Here is a 23,476-nt window from a genome sequence, read left to right on the forward strand (position 1 = left end):
GCGGGGCGGGGGCCCCCCCAACCCCAGCCGCGGGCGCCGCGCGCGGCGCCCCCCGCGCCCCCTTTGGGGCCCCGCCCGGGGGGGCTGGGCCTCCCCCCTACGCCCTGCATCGGCCGCAGCGCTAGGCGCCGCCGTCGCCCACCAGCACGAAGGCCGCCCAGTAGAACGGGTCGGAGGAGCGCGGGTTGGCGCGCACCGCCCTTTGCGCCGCGCTCAGGGCGGCGGTGTAGCTGCGCCCGGACTCCAGCGTCCGGTAGAAGGTCTCCACCAGCAGGATCGAGGGGTCGCTGTCGTCGATGGGCCAATGGGTGACCAGCGCCGCCCGCGCGCCCGCGTCGAAGAAGGCGCGGGTGAGGCCCGACAGGGCCTCGCCGCCCTCGCCGATATTGCCCTGCAGCCCGATGACCTTCGCGCCGGCGCTGTCGCAGGCGGTGAGCACCACCAGATCGGCGCTGATTTCCAGCGCCCGGATTTCGGATTCCGTCAGCATGCCGTCGCTGTCGGGCGCGTCGGTGGCGGTCACCGTCAGCCCCGCCTGATTGAGGCAGTCCGCGCTTTGCGGCAGAAAGCCGTGGGTGGCGAAATGCATGATGCCGATTTCGCCCAGCGCGCCGCTGTCGGAATCCGCTTTCAGGCGCTCCTCGGTGAAATCCGCGCCGGTGATCAGCGTCGCCCGGTCGCCGAAAATCTCGCTGATCTTGCTCAGTTCGCGCCGCGTGCCGTCGAGCGGCGAGGCGTTGGAGATCAGCTTCGCCTCGGACAGGCATTCCTCGGGCATGAAGGAGCGCGCCAGCACCTTGCGCGGGTCCACCCCCGGCTTGAAGGCGCCAAAGGCGGTGATGGTCCTGGCGCCGCCGCCGGTCGCCCTGCGCACCCCGGCGGCGCGCAGGCGCACCAGCGTGTCGGGCGAGGGCACGTAGCTGATCTCGAAGCGGTTCGCCATCCAGTCCACATCGGTGAAATCCGTGCCCCGGTCCAGATCGTCGATCGGGGACCGACTGGTGGCCAGCGCCTCCATGGGCAGCGAGGCCAGCGCGCCGCTGACCGTGAAGATCAGCCGCTTGCGGGCGTTGAGGTCGTCCTCCACCGGGGCCAGGAACGCCTCGTAGATGGCGTTGGAGATGTTGGGCGCGTAGGGCGCCCCGCCGCGCATGCCGTCGCGCAGGAACTGCACGTAGCTGCCGAGGATCTCCACCGTCAGATCGACCGCCACCGGTTCGACGCGGATGCCGTCTTTCGTCACCACGAAGATCAGGCTGCGCGGGTCGCCCGGGACGATCTGCACATAGGCCTCGTCCTCGGCCAGCGCGCCCTGCAGCGCCTTCAGGTCCACCTCCGCCGACAGCAGATCAAGGAAATCCGGCGCGTTGGCGCGCAGATCGTCGGTCAGCGACGCCACCTTCTGCGATGCCCGCCGGTGCAGGTCGCGCACCTCGGACACCTGCCCCGGGGTCGCCAGCGGGTTGGCCTCGACCGCGCTGCGCAGGGAGGAGATGCGCGACAGTTCCTGGCGCGCGCGCAGCCAGTCGCGGATGGAGCGGGCCTCGGGGCTGTCGCCCTCGGCGCGGGCGATGGCGGCGGCGGCGACCGAGGCGGCGGTGGTGCGGCTGCGCACCGTCTGGGCGGCCTCGAATATCGCCTCGGTCAGCGCCGCGCGCCGGTCCGGGCGATCGCGCATGGTGCGGATGGCGAGCTGGAAATACGGCCAGATCAGATCATAGGTGATCGGCACCGCCACGGTCTGGTAGATGGCAAAGCCGGCGGCGAAGGCTTTCAGGGCCTCCTCGGGGCGGCCGAGTTCGCTGAGCGCCACGCCCTGCACCACCAGCGCCCGGGCGCCCAGCGCGGTGTCGCGCAGATCGGGCGAGAACATCAGTTCGGCCAGTTTGGCCTCCGCCAACGCCGCCTTGGGGTCGCCGCGCTCCAGCGCCAGAATGCCCTTGGTGGTGCGAAACCGCGGCGTGAAGCTCGATTCCGCCCCCGGCACCGCGGCGATCAGCGTCAGCGCCCGGTTGATGGCGGTCTCGGCGCGGGCGATCTCCTTGCGCTGCAGATGGATGTAGGCGCGGGAAAACTGTTCCAGCGAGGCGATCGCCCGGTCGCGCTTTTCCTTGTCGGACAGCTGGATGAAACTGGCCTGCTCCGCGTCATAGGCGAAGGCCGCGTCGGCGCCTTCGATCAGGGAGTCCGCCAGCCGGTCGGCCTCGGCCAGCGCCGCGTCGTCGGTGACCGCGCGGTTGAGGCTGTGGGTGATGCGCAGCACGTCGAGGATCGCCACCCGGGCTTGGCTTTCGTCGGTGCTGCGGTCGATGTTCTCGGACTCCAGTTCGCGCCGCGCGGCGCGGAACATGCCCTCGGCGGCGACGAATTTGCGCTGGTTGGAATAGACCAGCGCCTGATTGGCCATCAGCGAGGAGCGCGCCGGCGCCTGCGGGCATTCCGCCAGCGGATTGCGGTCGTCATACGACGCGGACAGCTGCGCCCAGACCGCCTCGGCGCTGGCGAACTGGGTGAGGAAATTGTAGCGGTGCGCCTGATCCACCAGCAGCTCGATTTCCGAACAGTAGCTGGTCTGCGCCGTCGGCGCGTCGGCGGCGGTCTCCGCATCCTGGTTGAGCGCGCCGCAGCCGCCGAGCACCGCCAGCGCCAGCATCGTCGCGCGCCCGCGCCCGCATCGCGGGGCCCCGATCGCGCCGCCGAGGGCGGATCGGCGTCCCAGGACGCGCGACAGACCCCCCCGCGCGGCGGGGCGGCGGGGCGGTGCGCTCGGGGTCATTGGCTCTGCTCCTCGTCGTCGTCTTCGCCCAGTTCGTCGGTGGTGAAGGATTGCGGCAGACGCCAGAGATCCTCGTTGCCGAAGGCCCCGAACAGCTCCGACAGGTTGGTGTCGGCCAGTTCGAAGGCGGGCGGTTCGATGAACCTGATCTGCGGGGTGATCACCTCCGGCCCGAGGGTGACGCAGCTGCTCACATTGCCGATCTCGCAATTGTTGAACAGGTATTTGTCGTCGCCGGGCGGGGTGAAGGGGCCGACGGGCAGCAGCCCGACGGTGCGGGTGCGGTTGCCCTGCAGGGCGCCGTAGATCTCGATCCGGTCGGGCTTGTCATCCGTGCCGTCGGGCTGCGTCACCGCGCCGTATTCAAAGCGGTTGGCGATGTCCACGCCGTAGAATTCCAGCGCCCGGGCGAAGAACCCGGCGGCGTTTTCCGAGACCATGAAGCGGATGTCGCCGGTGGCCTGGACGCTGAGCGCGTTCATGACGAAGAAATCCTCCTTGGTGGTCGCCTCCTCGATGAAGAAGGTCGCGACCCCCAGCGCGCCGGACTCCTCGTCGGTCCCCACATTGTCCGCAAACAGGTCGAGATCGCCCTGTTCGATGCGCAGCGGCGCGGCGCGCGTCCCTGCGGCGGGCGCCGCGGGATCGTCGAGCCCTTCGGGGCGCGCGCCCGCCAGCACGTTGCCCGCGCGCGCCACCGCCACGGCGCCCAGCGGGTGCGCGACGCCGGCGCGCTCGAAAAAGACCACGTCGCCGGTCCCGGCGGTCAGGTCCAGCCGCGGCGCGACGCCGGGCGTCCCGTCCACCTTGCCGAGAAAGACGATCGAGCTGTCGGCGTCGCCGCCGGCGCTGTCGATGGCGAGGTCGCCGTGCAGCGTCAGGTCCGGATAGACCTGCACCTGATCGGCGGTGAGAATGCGCGTGTCGCCGCCCACGTCGAGCAGGCCCAGCGCCAGCAGGTCCGGGTCGGCGGCCGGGCGGCGGGCAAGCTCCGCCGTCACCGGGGCGGGCAGGGCGCCGCCGCGCTCCTCGGTCAGCAGCGCGTCGCCGCCGATGTTCCCAAGCCGGATCGCCGGTCCGAAGCTGTTGTCCGGGTTGTCGAGCGTCACCGCCCGCGCCGCGCCCGCGCCGCCGCCTTTCTGTTCGATGTCGAGCCCCGCCGCGGCGGTCACAGACCCGAGCGCGTCCCAGGCGCGCAGCTCCGCCGGGCGCAGCGTCAGCGGCGTTGCGTCGCCGGCGGCGATCTTCGCCGCGCCGCCCGCGTCGGTCAGCGCGCCGTTGACCCGGGCCGGGGCGAAGCCGACGTCGCCCGGCGCGAGGTCGGACACCGCCGCCCGGCCGCCGCCGCCGTCGCGATCGGCGACCAGCGCCAGCGAGCTTGCCAGAACCCGGCCGAGGCCGATGTCGCTGTTGGATTCGATGGTCACGGTCTTGCCGAAACCCGATGCGCCGCCGCTGAAATCGGCGCCGGCGACGCGGATGTCCTGATCGCGGCGGGTGGCGGCCTCCAGCCCGGCGACGCGGCGCACCCGGCTGAGCGCGATGCCCGCGGTCGCCTCGACCGACAGATCGCCGCCGATGTCGTAGCCGGCGCCCGGCGCGGTGCTGACCTCGCCGCCCGTGGCGATCAGCCGCGCGTCGCCCTCAGCCGCGACCCCCGGCGCCGGCGCCGCTGCCGACAGCAGCCCGGGCGCGGCGTCGGCGCCGATTTGCAGCGCGCCCGCGACCTCGACATAGAGCGCCGCGCCCGCATCGGCGGTGACGCCGCCGTCAAAGACGTTGGTCGATCCGCCCAGCGCCGCGCTTTCCGGGGCCATGAGGATGTTGGTCGCGGCCAGCAGCGCGGTTCCGCCGCGCACGCCGACCAGTTCGCCCGCCACGGCGTCGGCGGCGTCGGCGGCCAGGGTTTCGCGCAGCCGCGCGTCGCTCGCCGCGCCGAGGATCGCGGCCGCGTCAAAGCCGATCTCCGCAGCGCGCGCGCCGGGCGGGGCGACATTGTCGGTATCGCGGGTGACGATGGCGCCGTTGTCGGCCTCCGCCGCCAACCCGCCCGCGACCGTCACCGCGCCCAGCCGCGCATCGCCGCTGCGCGCGCGCAGGATCAGGTCGCCCTCGGTTGTCAGATGATCCAGCGAGATCCGCCCGACGGCGTCCACCGTGACGCCGCTTTCAGCCACCGCATGTTCGATGGTCACGCCCCCGCCGCTGGGCGCGCCCCCGCCGCCGACGGCAAGCGCGCCGCCCGCCCCGCCCGCGTCGGCGCGCAGCCGCGCGTCGCGGATTGTCAGGTCGCCGCCGCTGGACAGCGCGGCGTCGCGCGCCAGCAGCGAGATCGCGGCGAATGCGTTGCCGGCGTCGGCGAGCGTCACGTCGCCGAGCGCCGCGCGCGTCAGCCCGCCGGCGTGATCGCCGGTGATGAAGCTCGCCCGACCGGCGACGGCGATCGCCGCGGTCTGGGTGATGCCCGCGCCGCCCGCGGCGTCGGCGTTGTCGGCATTGCTGCGCAGCGCCAGTTCGCCGGCCACGTCGAGCGCGCCGTCGGCGGCGACGAACGCCGTGCCGTCCGGGCGCAGCCCCGCCGAGCGGCCCAGCGCGATCGCGCCCGCCGCCTCCAGCGCCGCGTCGCCATCGGCGAACACCGCCGCGCCGGCGGCGAACCCGTTGTGATCGCCGCCGCCGTTGCGGGTGATCGCGAGGCTGCCGGCGGTCGCCGCCGACCCCGCGCCGGCGCGCCCGGCGATGAACAGCGCGTCGCCGCTGACCGTCAGCGCACCGCCCAGCGCGGCGCGCCCGGTGATCGGCAGGTCGGCTTCAGACGCGGCCTCGGCGAAGATGCGGCCGCGCAGTTCGCTGTTGCCGAGTTCGCTGGCGACGTCGAAGCCCAGCTGCGCCGGCGCGCCGGCATTGGCCCCGGCGATGGCGTAGTCGCGATCGGGCGCCGGGGCGGCGTCGGCGGTGAAGATCGCGCCGTCGAGAGTTTGCGCCGCGAAGGCGCCGCCGACGCCGGTCGGGCCCAGCGCGATGTCGCCGCCACGCGCCAGCAGCGACAGGTCGCCGGCGCTTTCCACCTGCGCCAGGGTCATGGCGGCGGCGCTTTCGAAGCCGCCCCCGTCCATGACCAGGTTGTCGAGATCCAGCGCGCCGCCGCTGACCGCGCCGGTCGCGCCGCCGCCGGTCATGGCGCCGTCCGTCAGGGCCATGGCGCCGCCCGAGGTCAGGTCGAACCCGGCGATGTCGAACCGCGTCAGGGTCAGGGCGCCGCCTGCCGCCAGGTCGACCAGCCCGCTCGCCTGCAGATCGTCAAGGCGCACATCCCCGTCGGCGGCGACGGTCGCGCCGCCGATGTCGAGCCGCGCGCCGGTGACGTCGCCCGACGCCTCGGCGACAAGCGCGCCCGCGACCACCGTGTCGCTGACGGTCAGATCGCCGGTGACGAGCCCGCCCGCGTCGCGCGCCGTCAGGCGCAGATCGCCGGCGAGGCGGCTGCTGGCCAGCTCCAGCCCGTCATCGTCGACCAGTTCGGCGTCGATCGCCAGCAGCTGCGTCACGCCCAGCGCGTTGGCGTCGTCGTCAAGCGTCACGTCGCCGGTCGCGGCGCCGCTTGCGGTGTCGGCGGCAAGAAGGGCGGTCACGCCCGAGACCCGCACTGCGCCGCTTTGGGTGAGGTTCCCGGTCTCGCCCGCGCCCAGCGCCGCGCCGCTGCGCAGGGTCAGGCTGGCGGCCGCGGCTCCGGTGGCGTTGACGCCGCCCAGATTCAGGTCGTTGGCGTCCTCGATCGCCACCCGCCCGGCGCCCAGCACGGTGACCGCGCCCTGAAAATCATTGTGCACGCTGTCCGCCGGGTCGGCGGGGTTGGCGGCGGTGAGCAGCCCGTGGGGCAGCAGCAGATCGCCCCCGGCGTCGAGGTTGAACGCCGCGTCGCCGCGCACCTGCACCAGCCGGTCGTAGGTCTGCCCGGCGACGCCGGCATCTGCGATCATGCCGGCGCCGTCCGAGGCCCGGCCCGGAAAATCCGGGGCGGCGATGACGATGGCGGCGCCGTCGGGGCGGGCCGCGTCCAGCGCCGTGTCGCCCATGGAAACGATGTCCCCGTCAAGCGCCGTCAGATCCATGGCGTCGCCGATGTCGAGGAACCCGGTGACGATGCTGTCGGCGGTGGCGGCGAGGTTTTCCACCCGCAGCCCCGACAACACCAGCGCGCCGTCGGCCGCCAATGTCAGATCGACGCCGCCGCCGAGTCCGTCAATGCCGAAGCTGACGTTTTCGATGGCCACGGCAAGCGCCCCGCCGCCGAAATCCAGCGGGCCCTCCATCAGGCCGTTGATCCAGCTGACATTGCCGCTCGCGGCGCCGGTGGCGACCTCGCCAAGCGCGAAATTCGTCAGCGACAGCGCGCCGTCGAGCGCGGTGGGCGCCAGCGCCGCCGTCGCCGCGCCGCCAAGCGCGGTCTCGCCCGCCACCACGTCCTGCAGGGTTATGCCGCCGCCCGAGGCGACGATCAGCGCGCCGCCGGTCTCGACGGTGATCTCGTTGCCCGCGGGCGCGTCCTCGACGCCCACGAACACCCGGGTCAGGGCCACGTCGCCGTCGCTGGCGGCGGCGAGGCTGGTCGTGGCGTAGCTGTCGCGCAAATCCAGCGCCGGCGCGTTGACGATCGCCACATCGGCGCCGGTCGCGCGCACCGGCCCCGCCAGCGCCGCGTCGCCGCCGGTCAGCGCCACGCGCCCGTAAACGTCGTTGGAAATGTCGTCGTCGAGCTGGTTGTCGAGCGCCGACAGCTCGGTCTGGCCGCTGACCGCGAGCGCCGACCCCGCCTCGTCGACGATGCCGCCGAGCGCCGCGACCGTCAGGTCGTTGGGCGCGTTGACGACGCCAAGCCGGATCTCGTTGCGTTCGCGCAGCGCGATGTCCTGACCGGCGGCGAGCGCGCTGGCGTTGACCGCGCCGATATCGTCGGCGGCGATGGTCCCGTTGAAGCCGAAATCATGCAGCCGCGCCGTGTCGCCGAGCGCGCCGCGCGCATTGTCCAAAAGGATGCCGCCGCCTTGCGAAACCAGCGTGGTCTCGCCGCCGACCCGGATGGCGTCCAGCGCCGCGTCGGTGAGGTCGCCTTGCGCATCCACGCTCAGATCGCGGCTGACGATCACCGCGGATTCGGTCAGTTCGGTCCCGCCGCTTTCCACGAAACCGGTCACCCCGTCGGGCGCGCCGGCGGCGATGACGCTGGCGCTCATGTCAAATTGCAGGCCGCCGGCGCCGGTCTCGGTGATTGTCGCGGCGCCGTCGGCGCGCAGCGCCAGCCCGCCGGCGATCAGCACCCCGCCGCCGCCGGCGTCCGGCCCGATGGCGATGCTGCGCAGCCCGGTGTCGGCGCCCACGTCCCCGGCGATCAGCAGCGCGTCGCCGCCGACAGTCAGCGCGTCGTCGAGCGCCGTGCGGGCGATGTCGGCGTCGGCCACGGCAATGACGCCCTCGATCACCCGCCCGTCGTCGTCGGGCGCCGGGTTGGAAAGCTGCACCGCGCTGTCCACGCCGACATTGGCGCCGCCCGGCCCGGCGACGGTGAAATCGCCGCCCTGTTCGGCGAAAAACGCGTCGTCGCCCGCGTCGCGCGTCGCGATGTCGCCGCCGGTGGATTGCGCCGCCAGCCGCCCGCCGACGTCGAGCCGCCCCAGCCCCAGATCGCCCGCAGCCAGCATTTCCAGATCGTCGACCACCGCCACGCCGGCCAGCGAGATCGCGCTGGCGGCGAAATCCCCGGATTGGATTTCCAGATTGGACAGGGCCAGCGCCCCGCCGCTTTCCGCGGCGCTGGCGCCGTCGCTCAGATCGACGCCCATGGCGCCTTCGGCGAGGCTGACGTCGCCGCTGGCCGCGATGGAGAAATCGCCGATGTCAAACCGCGTGAGGTCGAGCGTCCCGGCCCCGGCGGCGAGCGTGGTCGCCCCCGCGCGCAGGTCGACGATGGCCAGCGAGGTCCCGGCGGCGGCGGCGAACCCCGCCATGTCGAGCCGCGCGCCGGTGATGGCGCCGCTCGTGGCGATGCTGGTCGCGCCGCCGGCGACGATGTCGGCGAGGGCGATGTCGCCGGTCTGCCCGGCGCTCAGCGACAGGGATCCCGCAAGGCGGCTGTTGGCGATGGCGAAGCCGTCGGCGTCGCCGAAGGTCGCATTGTCGGCGACCGCCTGCACGACGGCGAAGCCGTTGCCGAGATCGCCCAGCGTCACGTCGCCATCGGCCAGCGCCGAAAGCGCCCCGGTCACCGAGATGGCCCCGCTCTGGGTCAGGCTGCCGGTCTCAGACGGGTGCGACCCGGCGCGCAGGGCGAGCGTGGCCGCGCCGGAGACGCCGCCGATCAGCAGGTCGTTGGCGTCTTCGATCGCCGCTGTCGGGGCGTTGGCGATGGTCACGGCGCCGGTGAAGTCATTATGCATGCCGTTGGCGCCGCCCGCCGTGGTGTGGGGCAGCAGGATGTCGACGCCGGCGCTCAGCGCCGTGGTCCCGGTCACCGAGATCAGCCGCGTGAACGGGGCCAATCCGGGCGCCGATGCGCCCTCGACGATGCGCCCGCCGCCCGATTGAAGCGGAAAATCCGGCGGCGTCACGTCGATGGGGCCGGGCACGGCCAGCGCCAGCGCCGCGTCCGAGATCGATCGGATCGACCCGGTCGCCGCCGCCGTGACGTTCAGATCGCCGGTGACTTCGAGGAACCCGGTGCGGATGCTGGTCCCGCTCAGCGTCAGGTCGGTGGCGCGCACCCCCGACACGGTGAGCGTGCCGACGGCGCTCAGGTTCAGCGGCCCGCCGCCGGCGCCGGTGAAATTGACCAGCCGCAGGTCGCGCCCGGCGCCGATGCTCTGCACGCCGGTGACCAGACCGGTTTCCAGCGACACCTCGCCGGCGGGCGCGGCGCCCGTGGTCAGGTCCTCGACGATGAATTCGGCGATGCCCACATCGCTGCTCAGCGCCGTGGCGACGCCCGACACGGTGCCCACGCCGCCAAGGGTGGTCGCGCCGGCCAGGATGTTGCGCGCGTCGATGGCGCCGCCCGCGGCCACGGTCAGCGTCGAGGGCGAATCGATGGCGACCGTGGGGCCGGCGGGCGCGGCCTCGACGCCGACGAACACCCGGTTCAGGGTCACGCCGAGGCCGCCGTCGACGGTCAGCGAATCGGTGGCGTAGCTGTCCTCGACATCAAGCGGCGAGGCGCTGGTCAGGGCGATGTCGGAGCCCGCCGCGCTGAGGCGGCCGATGACCAGCAGATCGCCCTGCGTGAGATCCACGGGGCTGTAGACATGATCCGCGACGCTGCCGTCATTGCCGCGATCGAGCGCCTGCAGCCGCGCGTCGCCCTCGACGGCGATGGCGCCGCCGATCGCGGCGCGCAGCGTCTGCTGCGAAAGCACCGTCAGATTGTCGTCGAACCCGGCGTCGCCCGCCGCCGGATCGGCCCCGAGATCGTCGGCGTCGATCTGCGTCAGCACCGTGTCGCCGCCGCCGATCGTGACCAGCGCGATGTCCTCGCCGGTGGCGCTGATCGGCCCCAGCGCATGCCCGGCGTCGAGCACGATGTCGCGCCGCCCGCCGCCCGCGGTTTCGGCGGTGAGCGTGACCGCGCCCGGCGCGGTGACGACATGGCCGTCGGTGTCGAGAATCGAGCCGCCGGCGGTGACGGTCAGCGCGCCGCCCGAGGTCACGTCGCGCAGGGTGACGCCGTTGCGGTCGCTCAGCGTCACCGCCGTGCCGCTGGCCGACAGGGCGGCGGCGAAATCATGGGCGTCGATCCGGTCGATCGCCACCAGCCCGCCGATGCTGGTCAGGGTGGCCGCGGCGCTGGCCTCGATCACCGAGCCGGCGGAATCGGTGATGTCGCCATCGGCGATGACGGTCAGGCTGGTGGCGTCGATCGCGCCGAGGATGATGGCGGAATCCGCCTCGATGCGCACGCCGTCGCCGCTGGCCGACACGATGCCGTCGAAAGTGTGGGTCTGGGGTTCGTTCAGGCGCACGAAGCCGCCGCTGCTGGTCAGCGACGCGGCCCCGCTGGCGTGGATCGCCGCGCCGTTGGCGTCGATGACGTTGCCCCCGGCGACCACGGTCAGCGCCGCCGTGTCGATGTTGCCGAGGCGCAGGTCGTTGACGTCGTGCAGCACCACGCCGACCGCGGCGTCGGCGGTCACGGTCCCCATGAAATCATGGGTGACGGGTTCGTTGAGGCGCACCGCGCCGGAATCGCTGGTCAGCGAGGTCGCGCCCGCCACCGAGATGTCGGCGTCCCCCGCGGTGTCGATGATGTTGCCCGCGGCGCGCAGCGTCAGCGCGCCGCTCAGATCCAGGGTGCGGATGAACATGGCGTTGGTGTCGTCGAGCGCCGCGAAATCCCGCGCCGCGCCATCGAGGGTGGCGAAATCATTGCCGGCGTTCTGCAGGGTCACGTCGCCGGTTCCGGCGTCGAGGATCAGCCGCCCGGCATTGACGATCGAGGCCCCGGCCAGCTGGGTGATGTCGTCACCGGCGGTCTCGATGGTGGTGCGGTTGGCGAAATCGGCGTTGGGAATCACGAAATCCGCGCCTGAAACCAGCAGCGCCGCGTCGCCGCCCGCCGCCGAGGTGATCAGCGCGCCGGCGGCGCCGGTGGTGACGATCAGCCCGGCCCCGCCCTCGATCTCGATGCGCGGGCTGGCGGCGGCGACGCGCACGCTGGCCCCGGGGATCAGCGCCGGATTGAAATCGAAGAACGCGCCGGCGTTGATTTCCAGGATGTTCTGGGCGAAGGCCGAGGCGTTGATGAACACGTCGCGCCCGGCCTCCAGCGTCAGGTCGCCGGTCATGGCGATGGCGGCGTTGACCTCCAGATTGTTGCCCGCGCGCAGGGTCAGGCTGACATTGTCGGCGCCCGGCGCGATCGGCGCCTCCACGGTGATGTCCTCGGTGGCGACCAGCCGCAAGTCGGCGCCGGCGCCGAGGTCGTTGACATAGGCGGTGTTGAGCACCGTGTTGGCGGGCGGGTCGCCGGCGGCGATGTCGGCGCCGCCATTGCCGCCGCCGCCGTCGTCGCCGCCGGGATCCTGGATGACGATGTTGGTCGGGTCGATCAGCAGCGCGCCGGTCGCGCCATGCGCCGCCGTCAGGTCGACGCCGCCGCCGAAGCCGACGAAGCCCTTGGACGAGATTTCCACGAAGCCGCCATTGCCGCCGCGTTCGCCGCCGCGCGCGGTGATGGTTCCGGCGAAACGCGTGTCCTCGTCGGACCACAGCACCGCCAGCCCGCCGTCGCCGGTCAGCGTCGCGTCGGCCTCGATCCGCGCGCCCGCATGCATGACCGTGCGCCGGGCCGTGGCGCCGTCGCCGTGCAGCCCGCCGCCGACGGTGACCCTGCCGCCGCCGGCGGCGCCCGAGGCGTCGAGCCGCGCGGCGTCGCCAAGCTCGATGTCGCCGCCGCGCAGCCTGATCTCGCCGCCGCGCCCGGCGCCGCCCTGGGCGTTGAGGGTTCCGGTGACGTTGACCCGGGCCCCGTCGCTGACGATCAGCCCGGCCCGGCCGTCCAGCGTCCCCGCGTCGATGGCGCCCCCGAGCGAAACGATGGATTCCAGCGCCGCCCCGGCCTCGGCGGCGGAGATCGACACATAGCCGCCGGGGTTGACGATCGCGCCCGAATTGCCGGCGCTGAGCGCGCCCCGCGCCGGGCCGAGGGTCTCCAGCGCCAGGATGCCCTCGCCGGTGACGTCGAGCGCGAAGGTCTCGCGCCCGGCGACGATCACCGCGCCGAGCTTGCCGGCGATGCGCCCGTCATTGGCGGCGTTCGGCGCCACCAGCGCCGCCAGCCCGGCCTCGGCGAAGCTGATGTCGCCGCGGTTGATCACCCTTGCGCCGGGCTTGCCGGGGCGGTCGAACCGGTAGTTTCCGGCCATGAAATCGCCGTTGCCGATATCCGAGGTGGTGGCCAGCAGCCCGCCCACGTCGACGCGCGAATTCCGGTGGAGCACCACGCCGCTGCGATTGACCACCCAGACCTGCCCGTTGGCCTCGAGCGCGCCCTTGATGTGGGTCGGGGCCGCGCCCGTCACCCGGTTGAGCGCGATCGCCTTGCGCCCGGGCTGGGCGAAGCGCGTGGTCTCGCCGGCGTCGATGTCGAAATTGTCCCAGTCGATCACCACCCGGCGCGATGTCTGGCGGATGGTGGTGACCGCGCCCTTGCGGGTGATCTTGGCCTGCCCGGCCTTGACCGCGCCGCCCTTGGGCCCGGCGAACCCCGGCGCCGGGGTCAGCGCCAGCGCCGCCGCGACCAGCGCCGAGCTGGCCAGAAGACCGGCGCGCGCCGAAGCCGGAAGGCCGGAGGGGGCGTCGGGATCGGTCATGAGCTTGGCTCCCAGTGTTTGCGCGGTCGTCGGCGCCCGGCGGTGCGGCGGGCGGGATGAAAGTCAGAATCGCTGCGTGAGGCCGAAGAAGAATCGCAGGTCGCGTTCGCCGTTGCGCGCCAGCGCCCGGTCGAGCGATCGCGCCGCCTCGAATTCCAGATCGGTGTCGCGGGCGATGTTGAGCCGCAGGCCGACCCCGGTCGAGGTCATGTCCTGACGGCCCGGCAACGCGTTGTCGATGTTGAGCGCCAGCCCGTAATCGACGAATCCGTAGACCTGCCAGCCCAGATCCTGATCCTGCAGGGTGAACACGTCGCTGTAATTCACCTCGCCATAGACCGCGAAGCCGGAATCGCCGGTAAGCTCGGAGGGATCGAAGGCCTTGCCGTAGAGCCCGCCGCCGACGGTGAATTCCTGCGTCGACAGCAGCGGCTCGCTGGACCATTGCGCCTTGGCGCGCGCGATCAGCCCGAAACCGGCGCCCAGATCCTGCTCGCGCTCGATCTCGCCGCGCAGCAGCAGGAAATCGCCGCCGCCGTCAAGCCGCGACAGCCCGGCGTCGCCGCGCTTCGAGGCGCCGAACAGGTCGACGCCGAGGCGCAGTTCCGCGAAGCCGCGGGTGAACCCGGCGGCGTCGCGCTCCACCCCGCGCAGGCGCAGATAGGGCATGGACAGGGTGTCGTCGGTGATGGTGCCGGCCCCGGTTTCGGAATCGCTGAGATCGTATTCGAACCCGCCGCCGCCCCAGAACGACCATTTGCGGGTGCGCAGGAACGGGTGTTCGACCTCCACCGCCGCATTGGTCTGGGTGTTGGTCAGATCCACCACCTTGCGCAGGCCGTCGCCGGGCTTGGACTGGCTGTAGAGCGCGCGCAGCTCCAGCCGCGTGGCGCCCTCGCCGAAAAACATGAAATGACGCAGCTGTATGGTGTTGCGCTCGTCCAGATCGAAAGGCGAATGGTCGTCGCCCAGCGAATTGAAATAGGCCAGTTCGGTGGTGCCGCCGAGCGCGGTGTGCGAATTCCACGCCGCGATGCCGCCGATCAGCGCCGGGCCGACGATGGGCGACTGGCGGTTGTCGGCGATGAACACCCCCTGCCAGGGGTCGCGCACCACGTTGAGGTCAAGCCGGATGCGCCCCGGGGCGCTGCCCGCCGTTGGCACGAAGGTGGCGCGGTTGAGCCCGGGGATGTCGGAGATCAGCAGCGACACCCGCTCCAGATCCTCCAGCGTCGGGTTGAGTTTGCCGCGCAGCGGCGCGGCGATCTTTTCCACCGCCGCCATCACCGGGCCGATCTCGCCCTCGGGGGTCTGGATTTCCAGCGTCTCGACCAGCGCGCCGATGACCTCGATGCGCAGGGACAGCGGCGAGGGCGCGGTCAGCTGCGCGCGGGCGTCGGGAATGGCGACGCGGGTGAACACGAACCCGGCCTCGCGCAGGGTCACGCGCATCGCCTGCACAAGGGCCAGCATGTCGGCGGCCGAAACCCGCGCGCCGACATCCCCGGCGTAGATCGCGCGCAGGTCCTCGACCGGCAGGCCGCTGGCGGGCGACAGCGGGGCGCCGGTCTCGTCGATCAGCGCCACCCCGGCAAGTTCGAAGAACAGCTGGTCGGCGCCGGCGGGGGCGGCGGCGGCGGCGGGGGCGTCGGGCGCTGCGGGCAGGGCGCCGGGGGGCTGGTCGATCCGGCGCTCCACGTCCTGCACCTGCTGGGTGGCCGTGGGCAGGGACTGGGCCGCCGTCCGCTGCGCCCCGATCGCGACCAGCGCCAGCGCCGCCAGCGCGCCGGCGATGCGCGGGGCCGTCCCGGGCCGGAGGACGCGCGACCCCGCACGCGATCCCGCCGATTCCGCGCCGCCGCGCGCGCGGCCCGCCCTCGGATAGCTCATGAACACGCATCCCCCTCAGGTTTCCGGCGCCGCTTCATGCGGCGCGCGCGCGGACCATACGCAGCCCGAGCGCCGGGTCCCGGCCTGGCCCCCGATTCCGGCCCTGCAACAATCGCCGCGGCGCGGCCCGGTTCTCCGGGACCGCGCCGCGGCCACGCTCAACTTGCCAGCTGCAATTCCACCCGGCGGTTCTTCGACGCCCGCGGATGGGCGGGGTCCAGCAGCCGCTCCTCGCCCTCGCCCGCCGCGCGGATCCGCGATGCGGAGATGCCGCATTCCGAGATCATGTAGCGGCGCGATTCCTCGGCCCGCGCCAGCGACAGGCGCATGTTGTAGGCGGCCGGACCCGAGGCGTCGGTGTGGCCGATGATGACATAGGTCGCGTCGGGTTCGTCGGCGGCGATCAGCTGACAGTAGTATTTCAACGCCTTGCGCGCCTGCGGCGTCAGCCGGGCGCTGTCATATTCGAAGTTGACCGGCTGGGCGACGGTGATGTCGGCGCTGTAGGCCCGCGTCACCGGCTGCGCGGCCGGCTGCGTCGCCGCCACAGCGGTCGGCGTTGCGGTCGGCGTTGCGGCCGCCACGGGCGTTTGCTTGGCGGCGGGCGCGGCGGCGGTTGTGGCCGCGGGCTTGGCGGCGGTTGTGGCGGCGGGCTTGGCGGCGGTTGTGGCGGCGGGCGCGGCGGGCTGCGCCGGCGTGCGCTTCACCGTCACCGCGGCGGCGGCGGGCTTCTTCGGTTGCGCGGCGTTGTCGACGATGCCGAGCGTGCGCGTCTGCTGTTTGCGAATCACGCTGCGCTGCGCCTGCAGCCGCTGCAGGTCGCTCTGCAGATCATTCGATGACTGGGCCATCCCGACATCGGGCGCCGTCAACAGGATTCCGAACGCAACCGTCAGTCTAAATGGATGAAACATCTTGAAAATCCCCCGATGGATTAACGGATGTTACCCTTTGTCAATGTGATTCGTCCAGCCAGCTGAGAGCCGCCGCCGCCGCCGCGCGCCCGTATCGCGCGCATGACTCCGGGGGGGCGCGATGCGCGCGGGCGGATCAGAACGGGCAGGGGGACTCGAAGGCCGTGGGCGCGCCGTCGCCGGGATGGCGAAACGCCAGACGTGCGGCGTGCAGTTGCAGCCGCGGCGCTGCGGTCAGCGCCGCGCCTTCGGCGTAGAGCGGATCGCCCAGCACCGGGTGGCCGAGGCTCAGCATATGCACCCGCAGCTGGTGGCTGCGCCCGGTGAGCGGGGTCAGCTCCACGCGCGTGGCGTCCGGTTCCCGCGCCAGCACCCGCCAGCGGGTGCGCGCCGGCTTGCCGCGCGCGGCGCAAACCATCTGGCGCGGGCGGTTGGGCCAGTCGGCGATCAGCGGCAGGTCGATCTCGCCGCAATCGGCCGCGATCCGTCCATGCACGCGGGCGATGTAGGTCTTCGCCGTCTGGCGGTTGGCGAACTGCATGGACAATATCCGCTGCGCCCGCCTGGTCATCGCCATCAGCAGCACCCCCGACGTGTCCATGTCCAGCCGGTGCACGATCAGCGCCCCGGGATGGCGCGCCCGGGCCCGCGATTCCACGCAATCGGCCAGATGGGCGCCCTTGCCGGGCACGCTCAGCAGCCCCGCGGGCTTGTCGATCGCCAGCAATTCGGCATCCGCGTGCAGCGCCGTCAGGAACGGCGTCGCGGGCGGGCGGTAGACCAGCGGCGCGGGGGGCGGGCGGTCGGGCGACGGGCGGGGCGCAGGCATGTTTTCACGGCTTTCGGGCAAGGCGGGCGGGGCTGCGCGCAACTTAAGGTCTGGGCGAGCGACGGTCCAGCGGCGCCCCGACGCCGAACCCCGACGCCGAACCCCGCGCTTGATCCCGGCGCATTCGGGGCTAGAGTGCCGAAGGCGCGCGGAACATGGTTTCGCACCAACCCGGAAAACCGCCCAGCAGGAGAGCCCCAATGACCGACGCCCCCTCAGACCTGCCCGCAGACCTGCCCGCCCAGATGCAGCGCATCGTGCTCGCCTCGCGCCCCGACGGCGCGCCGACGCCCGAAAACTTTCGGCTCGAAACCGCCCCCATGCCGCGCCCCGGCCCGGGCGAGATCCTGGTGCGGGTGATCTACCTGTCGCTCGATCCATATATGCGCGGGCGCATGAACGACGTGAAATCCTATGCCGCGGCGGTGCAGATCGGCGACGTGATGGAGGCCGGCTGCGTCGCCGAGGTGCTGGCCTCCCGCACCGACCGCTTCGCGCCCGGCGACATCGTCAACGGCCCGTTCGGCTGGTGCTCGCACGCCGTGCATTCCGGCGAGGGGGTGCGCAAGGTGGACCCGTCGCTGGCCCCGATCTCGACCGCTGTCGGGGTGCTGGGCATGCCGGGGCACACGGCTTTCGTGGGGTTCAACGACATCGGCCGGCCGAAACCGGGCGAGACGCTGGTGGTGGGGGCCGCGACCGGCGCCGTGGGATCCGTGGTCGGGCAGTTGGCCAAGGCGAAGGGGCTGCGCGCGGTGGGCGTCGCCGGCGGCCCGGAGAAATGCCGCTACGCGGTGGAGGAACTGGGCTACGACGCCTGTCTCGACCACCGCGCGGCGGATGAATCCGGGCTGCGCGCGCAACTGGCGGCGGCCTGCCCGGACGGCGTCGACATCTATTACGAAAACGTCGGCGGCAAGACCCGCGACGCGGTGCTGCCGCTGATGAACGTGTTCGGGCGGATCCCGGTCTGCGGCATGATCGCCGGCTACAACATCGGCAGCGGCGACGTCGGCGGGGCCTCGCAGGACCGCTTGCCGGGGCTGTGGCGGGCGATTCTGGTGAAGCGGCTGAAGGTGCAGGGTTTCATTATCTTCGACCATTTCGATCGGTTTGGCGCGTTCCAGGCCGAGGTGTCGGCGCTGATCCGCGACGGGAAGCTGAAATACCGCGAGACCGTGGCCGAGGGGCTGGACAACGCCCCCGCCGCCTTCATGGCGCTGCTCGAAGGCGGCAATTTCGGCAAGCAGCTGGTGCGCGTGTCCCCCGACCCGACGCTGGGCGGCGCCGCGTGAGCGAGGTCTGGCTGATCCGTCACGGGCAGGCGAGCTTTGGCGCGCAGGATTACGACCGGCTCTCGGATCTGGGGCGGCGGCAGGCGCGCTGGCTGGGCGAGCATCTGCGCGCGCTGGGGGTTCGCCCGGCGCGCGTGGTCGCCGGCGGGCTCCGGCGTCAGCGCGACACCGCGTCGGAGATGCTGGCGGGGCTGTTCGGCGGCGATGGCGACGGCGACGGCAATGGGGCGCCGCCGGTCGAGGCCCATGAAGGCTTCGACGAATACGACGCCGAGGCCCTGCTGCGAGGCTGGCTCGCAACCCGCGCGGCGCCCGCGGCGGATGACCGCCGCAGTCATTTCCGCGCTCTGTCCGAGGCGCTGGCCGCGTGGCAGCGCGACGACGCGCGGGAAGGCCCGCAAGGCGCGGAAAGCTGGGCGGCGTTTTGCGCCCGCACCCGGGCGGCGCTGGATTTCGCCGAAGGGGCGCGCGGATCGGTGACGCTCGCCGTGACCTCGGGCGGGGTCATCGGCCAATGCCTGGCCGCCGCCATGGGCGCGCCGCCCGCGGCGATGGTCAGCCTGCACATGCAGGTGAAGAACGCCGGCTATTCGCGGCTGGCGACGCGGCGCGGCGGGCATTGGCTGCTCAGCTTCAACGAAAGCCCGCATCTCGACCAGCGCGAGGGCGCGCTGACCTGGTCCTGAAACCGGCCTGACGCGCCCGCCCCGGCCCCGCCCGCCCGACCGCCCGGCTTCAGTCCGGCTGCGGCGCGTCCATGGGCGACAGGGTCAGGTCGCGGGTGGCCTGCACCAGCCGCGGGCCGATTTCCTCGCGCAGCAATTCGGGGGACACCAGAAATGACGGGCCGCCCACGTTCAACGCGAAGATCCGCTCCCGGTCCATGGAGAAGATCGGCGCGGCGATGCCGTGGATCTCCTTCTTCCAGTCGCCGAAGGAATTGACGAAACCCTGCATGCGGTATTCCTCCAGCGCCCGGGCGACGCCGTCCTCGGTGGCCTGCCGGTGTTCGGGGTAGCGCTCGGCCAGTTCCGCCATCACCTGTGCGCGCTCCTCGGGCTGCATGGCGACCAGGATCGCCCGCCCCATGGCCGAGGCCCCCAGCGGCAGCCGCGCCCCCACGTCCAGCGTCAGCGCCAGCGTCTGCGGCGCCCGGCGCACCGCCAGATACACCGCCTTCAGCCGGTGACGTTCGGCCAGCGCCACGGTGACGTTGGCCGGGGTGGCGAGCGCCTCCATCAGCGGCAGGGCGCGCTCGCGCATCTCCATCCCCGACAGCACGCCGTAGCCGAGCCCAAGGATGCCGGGGCCGAGCTGATAGGCGCCCTCGCGGTCCGAATAGATCAGGTAGCCCAGCGCGCAGAGCGTGTAGGTGAGCCGGGTGACGGTGGGTTTGGGCAGCCCGTTGCGCTCGGCGATCTGCTGGTTGGTGAGGCCGTATTCGCCGGGGCGAAAGCAGCGCAGGATCTCCAGCCCCCGGGCCAGCGAGGTGACGAATTTCCGATCTTCGGCGGTGTCGCGGCCGGCGGGGCCGGTCCCGCCGGTCATGCGCGCGCCCGTGACGCCGGCCTGCGCCGCAATGCCTGTGCCGATGGGGTCGCCATGAGGATCTCCATTGTTTGGCGCCGTATTCGGCGCGCCTTATCGTTTTCCGCTTCGCATTCCGTTTCGCATTCCGCATCGGATTCGGCGCCGGCGCTTGCGCCCGGCGACGGGATCCATGCCTGCGAAACAGCCTTTCGAATACTGGACGCAACGTCAACGTTATTTGCCCGTTCCCGGCGCCGTTCAAGCGGTCCCGCACGCATTGACGCTGCGCGCCGGGCTTCATAGGCTCGCGTCAGAACGGCGTTTTGCACAGCGGAACGCGGCAGGCAAGCAAGCGGGGCGGCGATGGCGGAGGCGAAGGGGCGCAGGGATCGCGCGACGGACGGGTTGGCGGGCGCGGCCGGGTCGCGCGCGCCCATGCGAGAGGCCGAGCCCAAGCCCTGGCGCGCCTCGTATCCGCCCGGCATCGACGCCGACGCGCGCATCGAACCCGCCACCGTGCCGGGGCTGTTTCGCAAGGCGATCGCCGCCCATGGCCCGCGCCCGGCGCTCAGCTATCGCGACGCCGAGCTGAGCTATGACGAACTGGGCGCCCGCGTGGCGCGCATCGCGGCGGCGCTGCGCCGGGGCGGGCTGGGGCGCGGCGGGACGCTGGCGCTGTATCTGCCCAATTGCCCCTTTCACCCGGTGTTTTTCTACGCGGCGCTGTCGATCGGCGCCCGCGTGGCGCATCTGAGCCCGCTCGACGCGTTTCGCGAACTGGAGCACAAATGCCTCGACAGCGGCGCCGACGCGCTGGTGACGCTCAACCTGCCGCCCATGGCCGCGATGGCGGAGCGGCTGGCGGAGGCCGGCGCCGTCGGGCGGGTGATCCTTTGCGACGACGCCGAATTCGGCGCGCCCGCCGCGCCCCTGGCGCCGCTGCCCGCGCGCGCCGATTTCATTGATTGCGCGGGGTTCTGCGACGGGCTGCCCGCGGCGCCGCCGCTGCCCGACGACATGGTCGCGCCCGATGACGTGGCGCTGATCCAGTACACCGGCGGCACCACCGGGCTGCCCAAGGGGGCGATGCTCACCCATGGCAACCTGACCGCCGGCGTGGAGATCTACGACCTGTGGAACAAGGGCTTCGATCAGGGCGGGGCGACGGATCGCGAGGTGGCGCTGCTGGTGCTGCCGCTGTTTCACATCTACGCCATCATCGTGCTGCTGCTGCGCCAGATGCAGGAAGGCGCGCTGCTGCTGCTGCGCATGCGCTTCGACCCGGCGCAGGTGCTGGACGACATCGAACGGCGCCGCGTGACGCTGTTTCCCGGCGTGCCCACCATGTGGACGGCGCTGGTGAACATGCCGGGGGTGGAGGCGCGCGACCTGTCCTCGCTGCGCAATGTCGGTTCGGGCGGCGCGCCGCTGCCGGTGGAGGTGCACCGGCGGTTCCAGAAGCTCACCGGGCTCAGCCTCGGCGGCGGCTGGGGCATGACCGAGACCTGTTCGGCGGGCACCGCGCATCTGCAGGTCCCGGACCCGGCCAAGACCGGGTCCATCGGCCTGCCGCTGCCGGGGCTGGACCTGAAGATCGTGGCGCTGGACGACGCCGCGCGGACGCTGCCGCTGGGCGAATCGGGCGAGATCGCCATCCGCGGCCCCAACATCACCCGCGGCTACCTGAACCGGCCCGAGGCGGCGGCCGAAGCCTTCGCCGACGGCTGGCTGCTGACCGGCGACGTGGGGCGCATCGATTCCGACGGCTATGTCTGGCTGGTGGACCGCAAGAAGGATCTGATCATTTCCGGCGGCTTCAACGTCTACCCGCAGATGATCGAGCAGGCGATCTACGAACACCCCGCCGTGGCCGAGACCGTGGTGGTCGGGATTCCCGACGCCTATCGCGGCGAAAGCGCCCGCGCCTACGTCACCCTGCGCCCCGGCGCGGAGCGGTTTTCGCTGGAGGAGCTGCGGGATTTTCTCGCCGACCGGCTCGGGCGTCACGAACTGCCCGCCTCGCTGGAGTTCCGCGACGCCCTGCCGCGCACCAGCGTCGGCAAGCTGTCGCGCAAGGACCTGCGCGACGAGGCGCGCGCGCAATCCTCCGCCGGCGGGTGATCGACCGATCGGCGCCGGGCGGACAGTTTGTTTCCATATCGGAGACATTCATGCAGCCGGTCCTGACCTGCCTTTTGATCCGCATCTGCTTGGCCAACAACGGGTTAAGGCTTTGTCGCTGCGGTTTTCGCAGCGCGGCGGGGCGCAAGGCGGGGCGCCGGCGCGATTGTTGGTCGGGCGGGAGTCCTGTGGCACACTCGCCGTTGCCAATTGAAACCAAAGCGTCGCACGTCGCTAACGCAGGCGCGCCGCGCCAGTCAGGATCAAGCCCCATGAAACGCCTTGCCTCAACCACCGTCGCGCTGAGCTTCGCCCTTGCGCTTGGCGCCGCCGCTCAGGACAACGCGCCCGCGGATCTGGGAAACCCGATCTCCGTGCGCCAGCACATCATGAAGAACGTGGGCGGCGCCATGAAGCTCGCGGCGATGATGGCCAAGGGCAAGACCGCCTATGATCCGCGCGTCGCCAACGCCGCCTTCCGGGTGATGAACAACGCCGCGCTCGGGATCGGCGCGAATTTCCCGGCGGGCAGCGAGACCGGGCTGGACACCACCGTGTCGCCGAAAATCTGGTCCGACGCCGCCGGGTTCCAGGCGACGCTCGCCAAGTTCCTCGCCGACACCACGGCGGCGGTGGCCGCGACGCCCGCCGATCTCGACGGGTTCCGCGTCGTGTTCGGCAAGGTCGCGGGCAACTGCAAGGCCTGTCACGAGGGGTATCGGATCAAGAAGAAGTAGCCGGGGCCTGAGGGCATGGACTCGCGTCGTCTGCTGTTCGCGGCTTTCGGGCTCGCGGCGGCGGGCGGCGTGGGCGGCTGGCTGCTGAGCGCGCCGCATCACGTGGACCCGGCGGATTTCGCCGGGATCGCCGGAAACGCCGCGCAGGGCGAGGCGGTGTTCAATGTCGGTGGCTGCGCGGCCTGCCACGCGGCGCCGGGCGCCAAGGGCGAGGCGCGGCTGGCGCTGGCCGGCGGGCGGCGTTTCGCCACCGCGTTCGGGACCTTCGTCGCGCCCAACATCTCGCCCGACCGCGCGGCGGGGATCGGCGGCTGGTCGCTGCTGGACTTCGCCAACGCGGTGCAGCGCGGCGTGTCGCCCGAGGGGCGGCACTATTACCCGGCCTTCCCCTACGCATCGTATGCGCGCATGACCGCGGGGGACGTGGCCGACCTTTGGGCCTTCATGCAGACCCTGCCGCCGGACGACGCCCCGAAGGTCGCCCATGACGTGGGGTTTCCGTTCAACGTCACCCGGGGGCTCGGGTTGTGGAAGCTGCTGTTCGCGGACCCGGACTGGGTCATGCCCGACGCCGAACTCGCCGATGCGGGCAAGGCGGAGCCCCTGCTGGCGCGGGGCCGGTATCTGGTCGAGGGGCCGGGCCATTGCGGCGAATGCCACACGCCGAGAAACCTGCTGGGCGGGTTGCAGCGATCGCGCTGGCTGCGAGGCGCGCCAGCCCCCGAGGGCAAGGGGTTCACGCCCGACATCACCCCGGCGGGCAAGGAGATCTCCGGCTGGTCCGAGGAGGACATCGCCGAATATCTGAGCTCCGGCTTCACCCCGGATTACGACAGCGTCGGCGGGGTCATGGTCGAGGTGGTCGACAATCTGGCGCGCCTGCCGCCCGAGGATCGCGCCGCGATCGCCCGGTACCTGAAGGCCCAGCCGGCAGCGGGCGGCTGAGCGCTTTCCTGCAATGGGCGCGGCCTTTCCGGCGCCGCGGATTTCAGCCGCGACTTGTCCGGGCGTCTGCGCCCGGCGCCC

At 72.3% G+C, this 23,476-nt stretch carries 11 protein-coding genes; 5 read left to right on the forward strand and 6 right to left on the reverse strand.

What is annotated here, in order from left to right; all coding sequences use genetic code 11:
• Positions 1–121 precede the first annotated feature (121 nt).
• The 5 genes from AC1HC7_RS17570 to AC1HC7_RS17590 all read right to left on the reverse strand — a co-directional run bounded on the left by AC1HC7_RS17570 (position 122) and on the right by AC1HC7_RS17590 (position 16,767).
• Entirely contained in the window at positions 122–2,653 is a 2,532-nt protein-coding gene (locus AC1HC7_RS17570) for a CHAT domain-containing protein (RefSeq protein WP_479498315.1), read from the reverse strand.
• Between the two features lie 119 nt (positions 2,654–2,772).
• A complete protein-coding gene (locus AC1HC7_RS17575; protein ID WP_479499273.1) occupies positions 2,773–13,134 on the reverse strand; it encodes a two-partner secretion domain-containing protein in 10,362 nt (3,453 codons plus the stop codon).
• A 63-nt stretch (positions 13,135–13,197) separates the two neighbouring features.
• The gene (locus tag AC1HC7_RS17580; protein WP_479498317.1) at positions 13,198–15,024 is read right to left on the reverse strand and encodes a ShlB/FhaC/HecB family hemolysin secretion/activation protein; all 1,827 of its coding nucleotides are present in this window, start codon (positions 15,022–15,024) and stop codon (positions 13,198–13,200) included.
• A gap of 158 nt (positions 15,025–15,182) precedes the next feature.
• On the reverse strand, positions 15,183–15,875 hold the full coding sequence (locus AC1HC7_RS17585) for an OmpA family protein (protein WP_479499274.1): 693 nt from the start codon (positions 15,873–15,875) through the stop codon (positions 15,183–15,185).
• 199 nt (positions 15,876–16,074) lie between these two features.
• Positions 16,075–16,767 carry an RluA family pseudouridine synthase gene (locus tag AC1HC7_RS17590; protein WP_479498319.1) on the reverse strand — a complete coding sequence of 231 codons (693 nt, stop codon included), beginning with the start codon at positions 16,765–16,767 and terminating at the stop codon, positions 16,075–16,077.
• A 200-nt stretch (positions 16,768–16,967) separates the two neighbouring features.
• Here AC1HC7_RS17590 and AC1HC7_RS17595 point away from each other — a divergent pair, with 200 nt between their 5' ends.
• Positions 16,968–18,062 (forward strand): NADP-dependent oxidoreductase, encoded by a 1,095-nt coding sequence (locus tag AC1HC7_RS17595; protein WP_479498320.1) that lies wholly within the window; start codon positions 16,968–16,970, stop codon positions 18,060–18,062.
• Positions 18,059–18,748: a histidine phosphatase family protein gene (locus AC1HC7_RS17600; protein WP_479498321.1), complete on the forward strand. Its 690-nt coding sequence runs from the start codon at positions 18,059–18,061 to the stop codon at positions 18,746–18,748. Before AC1HC7_RS17595 ends, AC1HC7_RS17600 begins: the two co-directional genes overlap by 4 nt.
• A 49-nt stretch (positions 18,749–18,797) precedes the next feature.
• Here AC1HC7_RS17600 and AC1HC7_RS17605 read toward each other — a convergent pair whose 3' ends face one another.
• Positions 18,798–19,610 carry an IclR family transcriptional regulator gene (locus tag AC1HC7_RS17605; protein WP_479498322.1) on the reverse strand — a complete coding sequence of 271 codons (813 nt, stop codon included), beginning with the start codon at positions 19,608–19,610 and terminating at the stop codon, positions 18,798–18,800.
• 345 nt (positions 19,611–19,955) lie between these two features.
• Between AC1HC7_RS17605 and AC1HC7_RS17610 the strand changes: the two genes are divergently transcribed.
• The 3 genes from AC1HC7_RS17610 to AC1HC7_RS17620 all read left to right on the forward strand — a co-directional run bounded on the left by AC1HC7_RS17610 (position 19,956) and on the right by AC1HC7_RS17620 (position 23,395).
• Entirely contained in the window at positions 19,956–21,713 is a 1,758-nt protein-coding gene (locus AC1HC7_RS17610) for an AMP-binding protein (protein ID WP_479498323.1), read from the forward strand.
• Positions 21,714–21,985: 272 nt separating this feature from the next.
• Positions 21,986–22,450, forward strand: a complete 465-nt coding sequence (locus AC1HC7_RS17615; RefSeq protein WP_479498324.1) for a c-type cytochrome — start codon at positions 21,986–21,988, stop codon at positions 22,448–22,450.
• A 15-nt stretch (positions 22,451–22,465) separates the two neighbouring features.
• Positions 22,466–23,395 (forward strand): c-type cytochrome, encoded by a 930-nt coding sequence (locus tag AC1HC7_RS17620; RefSeq protein ID WP_479498325.1) that lies wholly within the window; start codon positions 22,466–22,468, stop codon positions 23,393–23,395.
• Positions 23,396–23,476 lie beyond the last annotated feature (81 nt).

The sequence above is a fragment of the Oceanicella sp. genome, from assembly GCF_056449545.1.